Genomic DNA, 12,919 nt, shown 5'->3' with positions numbered 1-12,919 from the left:
GGGCGTGACCGACGCCGTCTTCGTCGGGCTCGGCTCGATGATCGGCGCGGGCGTGTTCGCGGTGTTCGCCCCGGCCGCGGCGGCGGCCGGGTCCGCGCTGCTCGTCAGCCTCGTCATCGCGGGTGTGATCGCCTGTTGCAACGCGTTGTCGAGCGCCTGGCTGGCGGCGAAGTACCCGCAGTCCGGCGGCACGTACGTCTACGGGCGCGAACGGCTCGGCCGGATCTGGGGCGACCTGGCCGGCTGGGCGTTCGTGCTGGGCAAGACGGCGTCGTGCGCGGCCATGGCGCTGACGGTCGGCACCTACGTCGGTGCGCCCAAACTCGTAGCGGTGGCGTCGGTCGTGGCGTTGACCGTGCTGAACCTGACCGGTGTCCAGAAGTCCGCGCTGGCCACCAGGATCATCGTGATCGCGGTCCTGCTCGTGCTGGCCTTGACGACCGTCACAGCTCAGGACGCGGCGGAGCCGGCTGACTTCCTCCCGACCGGCATCCTTCCCGCCGCCGCGTTGCTGTTCTTCGCGTTCGCGGGCTACGCGCGCATCGCCACCCTCGGAGAGGAGGTCAAGGAACCTCAGCGAACGATCCCGCGTGCCGTGGTCATCTCGCTGGCGATCACGTTGATCGTCTACGCGGTCGTGGCCGTGACCGCGTTGAACGCCCTCGGCAGCGACCTCGCCACGAAGACCCTCGCCGACGTGTCGCCGACCTTCGCGCCCGTCATCCGGGTCGCCGCCTGCCTGGCCGCTCTCGGCTCGCTGCTGTCTCTCCAACTAGGAGTGAGCCGGACCGCGCTGGCCATGGCCCGCGACCGCAGGCTGCCCAAGCAGCTGGCCGACCTGCGCGTCGCCGAGATCACCACAGGGCTGGTGACGATCGCGCTGGTACTGGCCGTCGACGTCACCAGGGCGATCGTGTTCAGCTCGTTCTGCGTGCTGCTCTACTACGCGATCGCCAACGCCAGCGCGTGGACGCTCGGTAAGCGCGTCGTTCCCGCGATTGGGCTGGTGGGGTGCCTGGTCCTCGCCGGTGCGGTTCTCTGGCAACTGTGATGTGGCCCAGGTCACCTTTGATCGCGTAACGTGCGTACGGTGAAAGTGGGAGCACCCGCAGAGTCGCGGCCCGCCGAGCGTCGCGTCGCCTGTGTACCTGAGACGGTGTCGTCGTTGGTCGATGCCGGATTGACCGTGCACGTCCAGGAAGGCGCGGGCCGTCACGCCCACGCCCTCGACGCCGCCTACCGCGCGGCCGGGGCGACCGTGACGCCCGAGGACCCGACGCCGGAGTCCGACGTCGTCGTGTCCGTGCAGCCGTTGACCATCGAACAGGCCGGGTTGCTCAAGCCCGGCGCGATCACGATCAGCTTCCTGCAGCCGGGCAGCGAGCGAGAGCTCCTCGAGGTCTACCGCGACCGTCGCGTCACGTCGTTCAGCTTCGACCTGCTGCCACGGGTCACGCGCGCCCAGAGCGCGGACGCCCTGTCCTCACAGGCGTTGGTGGCCGGCTACCGGGCCGTCCTGGTCGCCGCCGAACGACTACCGCGCTTCCTTCCCATGTTCACCACCGCCGCCGGCACCGTGCCTCCTGCCAAGGTGCTGGTCCTGGGCGCCGGTGTCGCCGGACTGCAGGCGATCGCGACCGCGCGCAGGCTCGGTGCCGTCGTCGAGGCGTACGACGTGCGCAAGGCCGCGGGCGAGGAGGTCCGCAGCCTCGGGGGGAAGTTCCTCGAACTGGACCTGGAGACGCAGTCCGGTGTCTACGCGTCCGTGCAGTCCGAGGAGTTCCTTGAACGCCAACGAGAACTGATCGGCGAACACGTCGCGGCGTCCGACGTCGTGATCACCACGGCCGCGATTCCCGGGCGCAAGGCCCCGGTGCTCGTCACGACCGACATGCTCAAGGCGATGGCACCCGGTTCCGTGCTGGTCGACCTGGCCGCGGAGTCCGGCGGCAACTGCGCCGCATCCGTTGCCGGCAAAGAGACCTGGGTCGGCGAGGTGCTGGTGCACGGCGCGTTGAACCTGCCGTCGTCGATGCCGGTGCACGCGAGCCGGCTGTACTCGCGCAACGTGCTCAACCTGCTCAAGCTGATGATCGTGGACGGGTCGGTGGTGCCGAACCTCGACGACGAGGTGCTCGACGGCTGCTGCGTCACTCACGACGGTCAGATCCGCAAGGAGTTGCCGTGATCGACCTGCTGACGATCTTCGTGCTGGCCGTGTTCGTGGGCTTCGAGGTGGTCTCGAAGGTGTCCACGATCCTGCACACACCGCTGATGTCCGGTGCGAACGCCATCCACGGCGTGATCCTCGTCGGCGCGATCCTGATCACCGGGTCCGCCGAGAGCACCCTGGAGCTGGTTCTCGGGCTGCTCGCGGTCTTTCTCGCCACGGTCAACGTCGTCGGCGGCTTCGTGGTGACCGACCGGATGCTGGAGATGTTCAGGAAATGATCGTCCAGCTGATGTACCTCGTCGCTGCGCTGTGCTTCATCCTGGCGCTGAAAGGCTTGAGCTCACCCAAATACGCACGCTACGGCAACTTCGTCGGCGCGTTCGGCATGCTGGTCGCCGTCGTCACCGCGTACCTGCACGGCGTAGTCCACAACGGACTGTGGATCCTGGTCGCCGTCGCACTCGGTGTGGTGGTGGGCATCCCGGCCGCCCGGTCGGTGAAGATGACCGCCATCCCGCAGATGGTGGCTCTGTTCAACGGAGTCGGTGGTGCCGCGGCGGCTCTCGTGGCGTTGGCGGAGTTCTTCGCGGTACCGGACAGCACTGTGATGTTCCGGCTGGCGACCGTGCTGACGGTGCTGATCGGCTCGGTCAGCTTCTCCGGTTCGGTGGTCACGTTCCTGAAGCTGCAGGAGCTGATGACCACGCGGCCGGTGCTCCTGCCGGCGGGGCAGCAGCTCGCGATCGCCGCCGGTGCCTCCTCGGTTGCCTGTGCGCTTTGACGATGGCGGTGCCGAACGGCTTCCTGCTGTGGCTGCTGGCGGTCGTCGGGCTCGCGCTCGGTGTGCTGTTCGTGCTGCCGGTCGGCGGCGCGGACGTGCCGATCGCGATCTCGTTGCTCAACGCGTTCACCGGTCTCGCGGTCGCCGCGTCCGGTTACGTGCTGGCGAACACGCTGCTGATCGTCGCCGGCACGCTCGTCGGCGCGTCCGGCACCATCCTGACCCGGTTGATGGCGCAGGCGATGGGACGATCGCTCGCGAACATCCTGTTCGGCGCGTTCAAGGCGACGACCGTTGCCGCGCACCAGGACGAGCAGCGGTCGGTCAAGTCGGGCACGGTCGAGGACGTCGCGATCCTGTTGGGATACGCGAACAACGTGGTCGTCGTACCCGGCTACGGGCTCGCGGTGGCGCAGGCACAGCACGCGGCACGGGAGCTCGTGTCGCAGCTCGAACGGCGCGGAGTCAGCGTGTCGTACGGGATTCATCCCGTCGCGGGGCGCATGCCGGGGCACATGAACGTGTTGCTGGCCGAGGCCGACGTTCCGTACGAGCAGCTCAAGGAGCTCGACGACATCAACCCCGGCATCTCGTCGATCGACGTCGCGCTGGTGGTCGGCGCGAACGACGTGGTGAACCCCGGCGCACGGGACGAGCCGTCCAGCCCGATCTACGGCATGCCGATCTTCGACGTGGACCGCGCGAAGTCCGTGGTGTTCATGAAGCGCTCGATGCGGCCCGGCTTCGCGGGCGTGGACAACGAGTTGCTGTACAACCCGAAGACGACGTTGCTGTTCGGGGACGCGAAGGACTCGCTCACCAAACTTCTGGCGGCGGTGAAGCAGCTGTAGGCGGCGTGACCAGGAACGTTGGCGGCTGATTCACGCTCAGTAGGACGCCTCGCGGCACCGCCCCCGCGCCCCCATACGGTCCAGTATGAGGACGCGGGGGCGGCACCACGATGCGCCCGCCTGACCGCGAATCACCTCGGCAACGTTCCAGGCCACGCCGCCAGCAGTTCGGTCACCTCGGCCGCGGTCAGGGCGGGCAGCAGCCCGATCACGCCGTCCGCGCCGGCCGACCGCCAGTGCTCGGCTTCCTCGAGGGTGTGCACCTCGTCGACGCCGAATCGCACGCCGAAGCTGTGCACTGTCGCGATGAGGTCCCGCATCGCCTGGCGCAGCGGGGAATCCGGTCTCGGTGCGGGTGCGCGCGTGATCACCGCGCGGACCGGTACCTCGGTCAGGACGGACAGTTCGTCGTGCCCGCCGTGGAACCCGTCCAGCGCCGTCACGATGCCGCTGTCGTGCAGCACCACCGCGTTGTCGTCCCCGGCCAGCACCGACGAGATGTCGAGCGCGATCCGCAGCCGTTCCGGCGGCAGACCGGTCTCGTCGAGCGCTCGCTTGACGTCGGCGACGAGATCCTCGTTGCGGGACTGCAAGCGCCCAACGCGATGTGCAGCGCGGGCGCCCTGTCGCCGAACTCGGCCACCCATCTCGCCGCCTGAGCGCACGCCTCGCGCAGGAGCCACCTGCCGATCGGCAGCGACAGGCCCGTCGAGTCGGCGAGCGCCATCGTGTCGTTGTGGCTCAGGTCGTCCCAGTGCAGGCGGGCGACGGCACCGAGCACCTCGCGGGTCTCCAGGTCGTGCGCCGGCGCGTAGACGATCTCCAGCTCACCGTGCTCCCACGCACCCGGCATCGACGCGGCCAGCGCGTACTTGCCGCGGCGGCGGGCGTCGTCGTGCGGGTCGTGCAGGGCCCACTGCCGCTTGCCGCGCGCTTTCGCCTGGCGCAGCGCGGCATTGGCACACCGCATCAGCTCGGCCGCTGTCGCGAACGCCGGCGGCCGGTCGACCACGCCGATGCTCGCCGACAGTGCGATGCCGTGATCGTCCACAAAGGTCGGTTCGGCGAGCGCGTCCTGGATCTCCTCGATGGTCGAGGTGACGTTGTCCGAGAACGTCATCATCGCGAACTCGTCGCCGCCGATCCGTGCCAGCACGGCCTTCTTCTCGCCGGCGAGCTTGCCGAGCCGGTTGGCGACGATCTTGAGCAGCTTGTCGCCGGTGTCGTGGCCCAGGCCGTTGTTCACGACCGAGAACGCGTCCAAACCCAGGTGGTACAACGTGATCGGGTCGCCCCCGAGCCCTCGTTCCACCCGCGTCATGAAGTGCTGGCGGTTCGACAACCCGGTGAGCGAGTCGTGCAGCAGCTGGTGGTCCAGGTTGCGCTGCAACAGGTGCAGGTCGCTGATGTCCTCGACCATCGTCACGTGGTGCGCCGGCTCGCCGTCCGCGTCACGCACCAGCGACGCCGCGAGGTACACCCACACCGGCTCCTCGTCCTCGCGGATCAGCTTGCGCTGGTCGCGGAACCTGTCGACCTGACCCTCGCGCACCTGCCGGTACGAGGCGGCCAGCGCGGTCTTGTCCTCCGGGTGGAAGAAGTCGATCAGCTGCCGCCCGATGAGGTCGGTGCCCGACTCCAGGCCCACGATCTCGGCGAGCGTGTCGTTCGCCTCGACGCACTTGCCGTCGAAGCCGGTGATCGCGATGCCCAGCGCGGAAGAGGCGAACACCTCCTGGAACCGCGCCTGGCTGACCTTCAGCGTGCGCTCGACCCGCTGTTTGGCCCGCACGATCGCGACCTTGATCTGCTCCTGCTGGTCGAACGCGTCCAGTCGCATGGCGTGTGCGTACGCGGAGCTCAACCGGGCGAGCAGAGGTAGTTCGAACTTGGGCGAAAGAACGTCGATCGTGGCACGCAAGGAGTCAGGGCCGGTTGCGTGCAGTGACACCAATCGAGTGGCCACCGACTCAGGTGACTCCGGCAGCTCCACGAGCGCATCGAGAAGAACCTGCTGGATTTCGGCGTGGGACAGCGGGATGTACGCGGTTGACGTCAGCGCGTGCATCCAGCGGGCGGCGAGCTCCGGAAGTTCCATCCTGTTCACAGAGCGTACGGATTCACCGCCCCCTGGCCAACATCGACAAGCGGGCTAGATCTTGCGGCCCACAGCAGCGTAAATGCCTGCCTTGTCCGGATCGTCGGTGTTCGTGCCCTCCGGCCGCCACAACGGCAACGGCACGATGCCGGGCTCGACCAGTTCGAAGCCGTCGAAGAGACCCTCGATCTCCGTTTTCGTGCGCGGGAACATCGGGTTCTGGCTCTTCTTCATGACCTCGACGACGCCGGCCATCTCCTCGGGCTGCAGGTCTTGGGTGAACTGCGAGAACGCCAGGTAGCTGCCCTCGGGCACGGCGTCGCGGTAGGCGGCCACGACCGCGCGCGGGTCGGCCTCCGGTGACACGAAGTGGAAGACACCTGCGGTCAGCACGCCGACGGGCCGCGTGAAGTCGATGAGATCGCTCTCTCCTGCGGCCTTCAGCACGTCTGCGGGGCGGGTCATGTCCTCCTCGATGATCGTCGCGCGCGGGTCGTTCTCCAGGATGAGCTGACTGTGCGCGACCGCGACCTCCTCGAAGTCCACGTACACGACGTTGGTCTCCGGATCCGCTTTCTGCGCGATCTCGTGCACGTTGCCGACCGTGGGGATGCCGGAGCCGAGGTCGAGGAACTGCCGGATCCCGTTGTCCATCATGAACAGCACGGCCCGGCGCAGGAACGCCCTGTTCAGCCGTGCGATCGTGCGCGCGTTCGGCTGGGCCTGCAGGAACTTCTCCGCGAGTGTCCGGTCGGCGGCGAAGTTGTGGCCGCCGCCGAGCAGGTAGTCGTAGAGACGAGCAGCACTCGGCTTTCCGGTGTCGAGACCTTCAGGAACCCAGCTCACCCGTTCAGACATGGCCACAGGCTACTGAGGCGCCACACGCGTGCGGCAGGGGTGGAGCCCCTTTTGTTCTAGTAGAACCTGCTGCTGTCACTGGAAGGTGCGAATCAGCACCGTGGCCACGGCGACGCCCAGCGCCGTGCCGAGTCCTCGCGCGACGTTGACCAGTCCGCTCCCGACACCCGCTGACGCCTCCGGCAATGCGCTCATCACCCGTTTCGTGCAGGCCGGCGCGATGATCCCGAGCCCGATGCCAGCTGTGACGAGTTGAAGCACTTGCGGCACAGGCAGAATCAGTGCGACCGCGGTGATCAGTGCTCCGGTTCTGATGCCCGGCTTGCTGAGCAACGTCGCCGCCAGCGCGAACCCGAGCGGCAGGGCCGCCGTCGTGAATCCTATGTGAGCCAACGGTTGTCGCATGGTGAACGGAAGCAAGGTCATCGGCGCGAACAACGCGGCGTAAGTGAGCAGCACGCCTGCCAGCCCAGGCAGGACCTTCCAGTTCGGCTTCGTGCGTTCGGGCTTCGTTTTCGTGCGGGGAAGCAGGTAGTGGCCCGCGATCATGGCCGTGACGCCGATGGGCACGTTGATCGCGAACACCGCCTGCCAGCCGTGGTGCTCGGTGAGATACCCGCCGAGCAACGGTCCGGCCGCCAGCCCCGCCGCCTGAGCCGCAGCCTGGACGCCGAGCGCCTTCCTCCTCTGCTCGGGCGCGACCGCCGTGGTGACCAGCGCGACGCTGTTGGCCTGCAACATCGCCGCACCCACCGCCTGCGCGACGCGGGCGGCGATGAGGGCGTCGAAACCAGGCGCGTACACACACGCGATGGACGCTCCCGTGAACAGCGCGAAGCCGTAGATGTAGACGATCTTGCGCCCGACGCGGTCCGCGATCCTGCCCATTGGGACGAGCAGTGCCACGAGAGTGATCAGGTAGCTGAGCGAGATCCACTCGGGATCGCTGCCGAAGTGCGCGCTCATGGCCGGGAACGCCAGCGTGACGATCGAGGCGTCGAGCTGCCCCATGAACGCCCCGAAGCAGACCGTCGCGATGACCAGCCACGGCGCGTACGACCTGCGTGCGATCCACGCCGGTCTGGGGGACTCCGTGACGAACCAGTTCATCGTAGTCAGATTATATCTGACACAGAGCTATTGCCCCTCCGATCCCGGTTCGAACGCGTGTTCGCTACGGTCATGTTGTGAAGATCGTCGTGCAGGTGAAGCTGCTGCCGGACGCCGGGCAGGCGTCGGCGCTGGCAGCGACCCTGTCCGCAGCCAACGACGGGGCGAACTGGGTATCCGCGGTCGGGTTCGAACGCCACGGACTCAGAGCCTCGGTCCACGAGCTGCGGAGGCTCTGCTACGGCGAGCTGAAGGCCCGTGGGCTAGGGGCGCAGGCAGCGCAGCACGTCATCAAACGCGTCGCCGACGCCTGTACCGCGCTGCGCGCGAACATCCGTGCCGGGAACCTCGGCGGCACGGCGTCGAAGCGACGCCGCAAGGCGGAGTCGAAGCCGGTCACGTTCCGCGCCGAGGCCGCACACACCTACGACGACCGGTGTCTGTCGTGGAACCACGACCAGCGGACCGTGAGCATCTGGACTCTGATGGGCAGGGTGAAGGGTCTCCGGTTCACCGGCTCGGCCGAGCAGTTGGGATTCCTGCGTGAACATCGGCGAGGCGAATCGGATCTGGTGTGCCGCGGCGGGATGTGGCTTCTGATCGCGACGTGTGAGATACCCGAGCCGGCTCTGATCGAGCCGGTCGACTGGCTTGGTATCGATTGTGGCATCGCCAATCTGGCGACCACCAGCGACGGCGCGAACTATTCAGGTCGCAGGCTGGGCCGCTATCGCCGGTGGCAAGCCCGGCTGCGGACCCGGCTCCAAACCAAGCAGACCGGATCTGCCCGACGGCGCCTGAAACGTCGCGCTCGTCGTGAGCGGCGGCACGCCCAGCATGTGAACCATCGGATCGCGAAGGACGTTGTGGCTGTTGCCGAACGCACCGACCGCGGTATCGCCATGGAAGAACTGGGCGGTATCCGCGACCGGGTCACGGTTCCCCGGCACCAGCGAGCCACTTTGTCCTCGTGGCCCTTCGCTTATCTCCAACGGGTCATTGCCTACAAGGCACGCCGAGCCGGGATCCCGGTAATCAAGGTTGACCCGGCTTACACCTCGCAGCGTTGCCCGCGCTGCGGCCACACCGAGAAAGCCAACCGGCCTGCTCGGGGCGATTTCTGCTGTCGTCGGTGCGGTCTCGCTGGACCTGCCGACCACGTCGCCGCCGTGAACATCCGCAACCGAGCACGGCGCGCGTGGGTTCTTGTCAACGGACCCGCACCCGACTCCGCCGCCGCATGAGCGAGGCGGGAACAGGGTGGATGCGTTCTGTACGCGACAGCCAGTCGTGGACAGGAACGCGACCCGGCTTGAGGAGGCGAGCGATCACGCTCGGAGCTTCAGGGCTGAGAAGTTGACTAGGATTTCTGCATGTCAGACGAAGCCCGCACGCTCACCGACGTCGTCACACGCCTGCGCAGGGCGTTGCGGACGAGCATCCGGGCGGACTGGCCGTGGGAATCCCTGCCGATGGCGCAGGTAGAGCTGCTGCAGACCCTCGCGGAACGCCCGCCGATGAAGGTCGGCGATCTTGCCGGGGTCCTCCGGCTCGCCCCCAACACCGTGTCGGGACTGGTGTCCCAGCTGATCGATTCGGGCCTGGTCGTACGCGGCGGAGACCCCAAGGACAGACGGGTAGCGCGACTGTCCGTCTCACAACGTGGACACGAACAGCTCCTCGTCTGGCAGCGCGAACACGAGAAGCGAATCGGCTCCGCGTTGTCGAAACTCGAGCCATCGGAGCGCGAAGACGTCGTGCGCGCGCTGAAGGCCCTGGACCACCTGGTCGAGCACCTTGCCGAACCAACCTGACCCGATAGACCCCGACGTCGACCTGCACGTCCCGGCCCAACGCCGCGAGCTCGGCCTGCCCTTCGTCGCGTTGGTGTCCTTGGGCGGCGGGCTCGGCGGCGTGGCGCGCTACGGCTTGTCGTCGTTCGTACCGGGACCGTTGGGGCTGTTCGTCATCAACGTGCTGGGGTCGTTCCTGATCGGCGTGCTGATGGGACTGGTGCCGCGGCCGTTGGTGCGGGCCTTCTTCGGGGTCGGTCTGCTGGGCGGCTTCACGACCTTCTCGTCGTACGCGGTGTCGTGGTCGCCGTACCTGTTGCTGACGCCCGTTTGTGCTGTGGCGGCGGCGTTCATCGGATTGCGGGTGACGCGATGACCGTCTTGGCGGTGTTCCTCGGTGCCGCTCTCGGGGCTCCTTGCCGGTACCTGCTCGACCGGTTCGTGCAGTCGCGGCACTCGTCGGACTTCCCTTGGGGCACGCTGACGGTGAACGTCGTCGGGTGCTTCCTCATCGGGTTCGTCGTTGGTACGTCTTGGATGCCGTTGCTCGGGCTGGGGTTCTGCGGCGGGCTGACGACGTATTCGACTTTCAGCTATGAGACGGTGAAGCTGCTGGAGCAGGAAAAGTACCGACTGGCGCTGCAGAACGTCGTGGTCAGCGTGGTGCTCGGTGTAGGAGCGGCGGCTATCGCTCTCGGTCTATCACGCTGAGCTCGTTCTTCATCCAGGCGTTGACGAATGCGCGCACGGGTTCGGGCAGCTTGGCGTCCTGCGGCAGCTGGTGCAGGGCCCTGCCGTCGACTTCGAGGTAGGGCAGGCTGAGCATCAACACCAACGCGCTGACCTCGCGGTCGAGCTCCGGAATCGTCGGCAGGTCCGAGCTCCTGAACTCGGATCCGTTGAACCAGGGCCTGCCCTGCTCGGTCATCGTGACAGCGAGCTGGTCAGCCGCCTGAGTCGAGGTGAGCTCCTTCGACCAGAGAAGTTGTTCCGCGACGCTGGGCGCCGTCCAGTCGAAGTAACTGCAGCGGTGGTACAGCGCCTTCACACCGTGGTGCCGAATGATCGCTTCCAGCAATGAGGGATCGGAGTGCGCGAGCGGCGCCGCCCAAGTCGACGCCATCCGCAACTTGCCGAGGTCTTCCGCGCGTGTGATCGCGAGATCGCGTTGAACTGCTTGCCAACGCTGGTGCGCATCTCGCACCGGCTTGAGCATGAGGTCCAGCACCAGCGCGGCGCCCTCGTGCCGTTGCGCGATCAGCTCGCCGAGATGCTCCGCGACGATCTGTTCGACGATCGGCAGGTTCACGGGCGAGGCGTTGACCATGCAGGCGACCAGTGCGGCGTCAGTCAGAACCTGCCGCTGGTGGTGCACGGTGATTCGCTGCTGGATCGGGAAGCCCACCGCCATGCCCAGCGCTTTGGTCGTGATCGCCCGCACGACGCGTGTGCTGGGGTGCGTGTAGTGCAGCGCTCTGGCGGCAAAGTCCAGCCCGTCGCGGCCGAGTGCTTCGGTCAGCAGCTCGTCCACGCCGTCTTCGACGTTGCGGTCGTAGAGCTGGAGCACGATCTGCGCGACGACGTCCCACTGGCTGCCCTCCGGCCGCAGCACCTCCCACAGCTCGGCGGCGGTGCGGTGCGTGCGCACCAGGTACTCGGCGGCGAAGTACTCGAGGAACGTCCGGTGGGTGAAGCCGAACTGCGGTTCGGACTCGGTCGCGCCCATGTCCGTGAGGATCCACGCGCGGCCGGTGCAGAACGCGAGGAACTCCTCCGCCATGGCCACCGACTCGTCACGGTCGTCGAGCTTGGTGTCCAGGTAACTGGTGAGGATGTTGACGATTCTTGTGCGCGACAACGCTTTGCCGGACTCCGCGGCGTTGAACATCCTCCAGGCGAGGTGTTGCACCGCACCTCGTAGCCGCCCGTGGAACTTGAGCGGCAGCGCGATGCCACGTTTCGAGTCCCACTGCTCGAACAGCATCAACGCGCACCGCTCGTAGACCTGGGCGAGGTTGCGCGGCAGGTACCGATCACTGGAGTACATGGCGCACAACAACGTGAGCAGCAACGGGTTGCTGCGTAGTTCGGGGATCTGCCGGCTGTCCTCCATGAACGACCTGATCAGTTGTTCGCGTTCGGCAGGCGAGGTGGCTTCATCCAGCTCGAACCACCGCGTCACGTAGTCGGCGACCTGTCTGTCGCTGAACTCCGCGATGTGGCTCGGGATGAACATGTCCACGCTCAGCGGCGCGTCCTCATAGCCGACCTTGCGCGCGGTCACGAGGATCGGCACCAACGGGTACAGGTGCGCGAATCCCTCCACCAGCGACACAACCCGTCGGCGCAGCTCGGTCTGCACCAGCTCGTCCAACCCGTCCAGGATCACGACCGCACGACCGGTCCGCAGGAGATACTCGACGCCATCGCGCGGTGGCTTCACGTTGTACGGCGCATGGCAAAGCTTCTCCAGGTAGTAGACGAGATCGCGGCCACCTCCGTCGAACGAGGTGGCGAACTCCCGCAGCACCAACAGGAACGGCACCCGTCCGGACCCGTCCACGGCGATGTCGTGCGCGAACTTCGCGGCCAGCGTCGACTTGCCGGCACCGGGATCGCCCTGCACCAGGACGCGTTCGCCGGGAGCGCCGAGCCTCATGGCGAACGGCGAGGCCAGCGTGGGCTCCACGTACAGCTGGTCGAACCGGACTGATCGGCTGACCCCGACGTGCGGCAGCCTGATCCTGCTGTGCAGCGCGGCGACCTGGTCTCGCATGCGGGCGGCGAAGGCGTGGATGCGGGCGGACGACTTGAGCCGCTTGAGCACGAGGCCGTTGACGGAAGCCGCGGTGAACAGATCGGTGCGGTCGATCTTGGCGCTGGGCCCGCTGAACTGGGGCGCCGCCTCCTGGCAGGCCGCGACCATGACGTCGTGCACGATGGCGGTGACCCGCGTGAGCAGGTGGTCGGACAGGCCTGCGAGCCGAAGTCCCTCGCGCAGCTGGTCTTTGGCGGCTTTGCCCATCATGTTGCCGATGCGCTTCTGGACGACGACCGTGGCGAAGTCGGGTGAGTCCAGGTAGGCCTCCAACGCTTCCACGTCCGCACGATGGAGGTCCTTGAAGAGAGCCTCGGTCGCCGCGCTCGTCGCCGATGCCTGTCGCAGCTCCACCTTGTCGGCCAGTCGCGGCGAGAGCTGGTCGCTCACGTCGACGACGACCCGGATGACCGCCGACTCGATGCTGGGCAACGAGA

General features: G+C 67.2%; 14 protein-coding genes. 9 read left to right on the top strand and 5 right to left on the bottom strand.

What is annotated here, in order from left to right:
• The first annotated feature begins 4 nt into the window (after positions 1–4).
• The 5 genes from FXN61_RS15080 to FXN61_RS55325 are packed head-to-tail and all read left to right on the top strand — an operon-like array spanning position 5 to position 3,805.
• Positions 5–1,051: an APC family permease gene (locus tag FXN61_RS15080; protein WP_312877747.1), complete on the top strand. Its 1,047-nt coding sequence runs from the start codon at positions 5–7 to the stop codon at positions 1,049–1,051.
• Positions 1,052–1,090: 39 nt separating this feature from the next.
• Positions 1,091–2,188 carry a Re/Si-specific NAD(P)(+) transhydrogenase subunit alpha gene (locus FXN61_RS15075; protein ID WP_167974355.1) on the top strand — a complete coding sequence of 366 codons (1,098 nt, stop codon included), beginning with the start codon at positions 1,091–1,093 and terminating at the stop codon, positions 2,186–2,188.
• Positions 2,185–2,451 carry an NAD(P) transhydrogenase subunit alpha part 2 gene (locus FXN61_RS15070; protein ID WP_045309221.1) on the top strand — a complete coding sequence of 89 codons (267 nt, stop codon included), beginning with the start codon at positions 2,185–2,187 and terminating at the stop codon, positions 2,449–2,451. The genes FXN61_RS15075 and FXN61_RS15070 overlap by 4 nt, the downstream gene beginning before the upstream one ends.
• Complete coding sequence (locus FXN61_RS55330; protein ID WP_312877746.1) at positions 2,448–2,954, top strand: NAD(P)(+) transhydrogenase (Re/Si-specific) subunit beta; 507 nt, start codon at positions 2,448–2,450, stop codon at positions 2,952–2,954. The genes FXN61_RS15070 and FXN61_RS55330 overlap by 4 nt, the downstream gene beginning before the upstream one ends.
• Positions 2,955–2,956: 2 nt before the next feature.
• Positions 2,957–3,805: an NAD(P)(+) transhydrogenase (Re/Si-specific) subunit beta gene (locus FXN61_RS55325; protein ID WP_312877745.1), complete on the top strand. Its 849-nt coding sequence runs from the start codon at positions 2,957–2,959 to the stop codon at positions 3,803–3,805.
• A 131-nt stretch (positions 3,806–3,936) separates the two neighbouring features.
• Here the strand turns inward: FXN61_RS55325 and FXN61_RS54305 are convergent, their stop codons facing one another.
• The 4 genes from FXN61_RS54305 to FXN61_RS15045 all read right to left on the bottom strand — a co-directional run bounded on the left by FXN61_RS54305 (position 3,937) and on the right by FXN61_RS15045 (position 7,871).
• Positions 3,937–4,338 (bottom strand): beta/alpha barrel domain-containing protein, encoded by a 402-nt coding sequence (locus FXN61_RS54305; RefSeq protein WP_281360472.1) that lies wholly within the window; start codon positions 4,336–4,338, stop codon positions 3,937–3,939.
• Positions 4,245–5,903: a diguanylate cyclase domain-containing protein gene (locus FXN61_RS15055; RefSeq protein ID WP_167974353.1), complete on the bottom strand. Its 1,659-nt coding sequence runs from the start codon at positions 5,901–5,903 to the stop codon at positions 4,245–4,247. The genes FXN61_RS54305 and FXN61_RS15055 overlap by 94 nt, the downstream gene beginning before the upstream one ends.
• Positions 5,904–5,957: 54 nt before the next feature.
• Positions 5,958–6,761, bottom strand: coding sequence for an SAM-dependent methyltransferase (locus FXN61_RS15050; RefSeq protein ID WP_167974344.1), 804 nt, complete (start codon positions 6,759–6,761; stop codon positions 5,958–5,960).
• A 75-nt stretch (positions 6,762–6,836) separates the two neighbouring features.
• Positions 6,837–7,871, bottom strand: a complete 1,035-nt coding sequence (locus FXN61_RS15045) for an MFS transporter (RefSeq protein ID WP_167974342.1) — start codon at positions 7,869–7,871, stop codon at positions 6,837–6,839.
• A 77-nt stretch (positions 7,872–7,948) separates the two neighbouring features.
• On the opposite strand from FXN61_RS15045, the gene FXN61_RS15040 reads away from it, so the two are divergent.
• The 4 genes from FXN61_RS15040 (at position 7,949) to crcB (ending at position 10,375) form a co-directional block, all read left to right on the top strand.
• On the top strand, positions 7,949–9,115 hold the full coding sequence (locus FXN61_RS15040) for an RNA-guided endonuclease InsQ/TnpB family protein (protein WP_167974340.1): 1,167 nt from the start codon (positions 7,949–7,951) through the stop codon (positions 9,113–9,115).
• 129 nt (positions 9,116–9,244) lie between these two features.
• Complete coding sequence (locus tag FXN61_RS15035; protein ID WP_167974338.1) at positions 9,245–9,685, top strand: MarR family winged helix-turn-helix transcriptional regulator; 441 nt, start codon at positions 9,245–9,247, stop codon at positions 9,683–9,685.
• Positions 9,669–10,040, top strand: a complete 372-nt coding sequence (locus tag FXN61_RS15030; RefSeq protein ID WP_167974336.1) for a fluoride efflux transporter FluC — start codon at positions 9,669–9,671, stop codon at positions 10,038–10,040. The genes FXN61_RS15035 and FXN61_RS15030 overlap by 17 nt, the downstream gene beginning before the upstream one ends.
• Positions 10,037–10,375, top strand: coding sequence for a fluoride efflux transporter CrcB (gene crcB / locus FXN61_RS15025; RefSeq protein ID WP_167974334.1), 339 nt, complete (start codon positions 10,037–10,039; stop codon positions 10,373–10,375). The genes FXN61_RS15030 and crcB overlap by 4 nt, the downstream gene beginning before the upstream one ends.
• Here crcB and FXN61_RS15020 read toward each other — a convergent pair.
• Positions 10,350–12,914 carry an NACHT domain-containing protein gene (locus FXN61_RS15020; RefSeq protein ID WP_167974332.1) on the bottom strand — a complete coding sequence of 855 codons (2,565 nt, stop codon included), beginning with the start codon at positions 12,912–12,914 and terminating at the stop codon, positions 10,350–10,352. The two genes, crcB and FXN61_RS15020, sit on opposite strands and share 26 nt — an antisense overlap.
• Between the last annotated feature and the right edge of the window lie 5 nt (positions 12,915–12,919).

Origin of the sequence: Lentzea indica, assembly GCF_012184385.1 — a bacterium.
Classification (GTDB): domain Bacteria; phylum Actinomycetota; class Actinomycetes; order Mycobacteriales; family Pseudonocardiaceae; genus Lentzea; species Lentzea indica.
The sequence above is the reverse complement of the archived record's forward strand: the minus strand, read 5'-3'. Positions and strand labels throughout refer to the sequence as shown.

Coding starts and splice junctions, on each gene's coding strand:
- FXN61_RS15035 (WP_167974338.1), top strand. CDS start 9,245: ATGTCAGACGAAGCCCGCACGCTCACCGACGTCGTCACACGCCTGCGC.
- crcB (WP_167974334.1), top strand. CDS start 10,037: ATGACCGTCTTGGCGGTGTTCCTCGGTGCCGCTCTCGGGGCTCCTTGC.
- FXN61_RS15050 (WP_167974344.1), bottom strand. CDS start 6,761: ATGTCTGAACGGGTGAGCTGGGTTCCTGAAGGTCTCGACACCGGAAAG.
- FXN61_RS15045 (WP_167974342.1), bottom strand. CDS start 7,871: ATGAACTGGTTCGTCACGGAGTCCCCCAGACCGGCGTGGATCGCACGC.
- FXN61_RS55330 (WP_312877746.1), top strand. CDS start 2,448: ATGATCGTCCAGCTGATGTACCTCGTCGCTGCGCTGTGCTTCATCCTG.
- FXN61_RS15055 (WP_167974353.1), bottom strand. CDS start 5,903: ATGGAACTTCCGGAGCTCGCCGCCCGCTGGATGCACGCGCTGACGTCA.
- FXN61_RS55325 (WP_312877745.1), top strand. CDS start 2,957: ATGGCGGTGCCGAACGGCTTCCTGCTGTGGCTGCTGGCGGTCGTCGGG.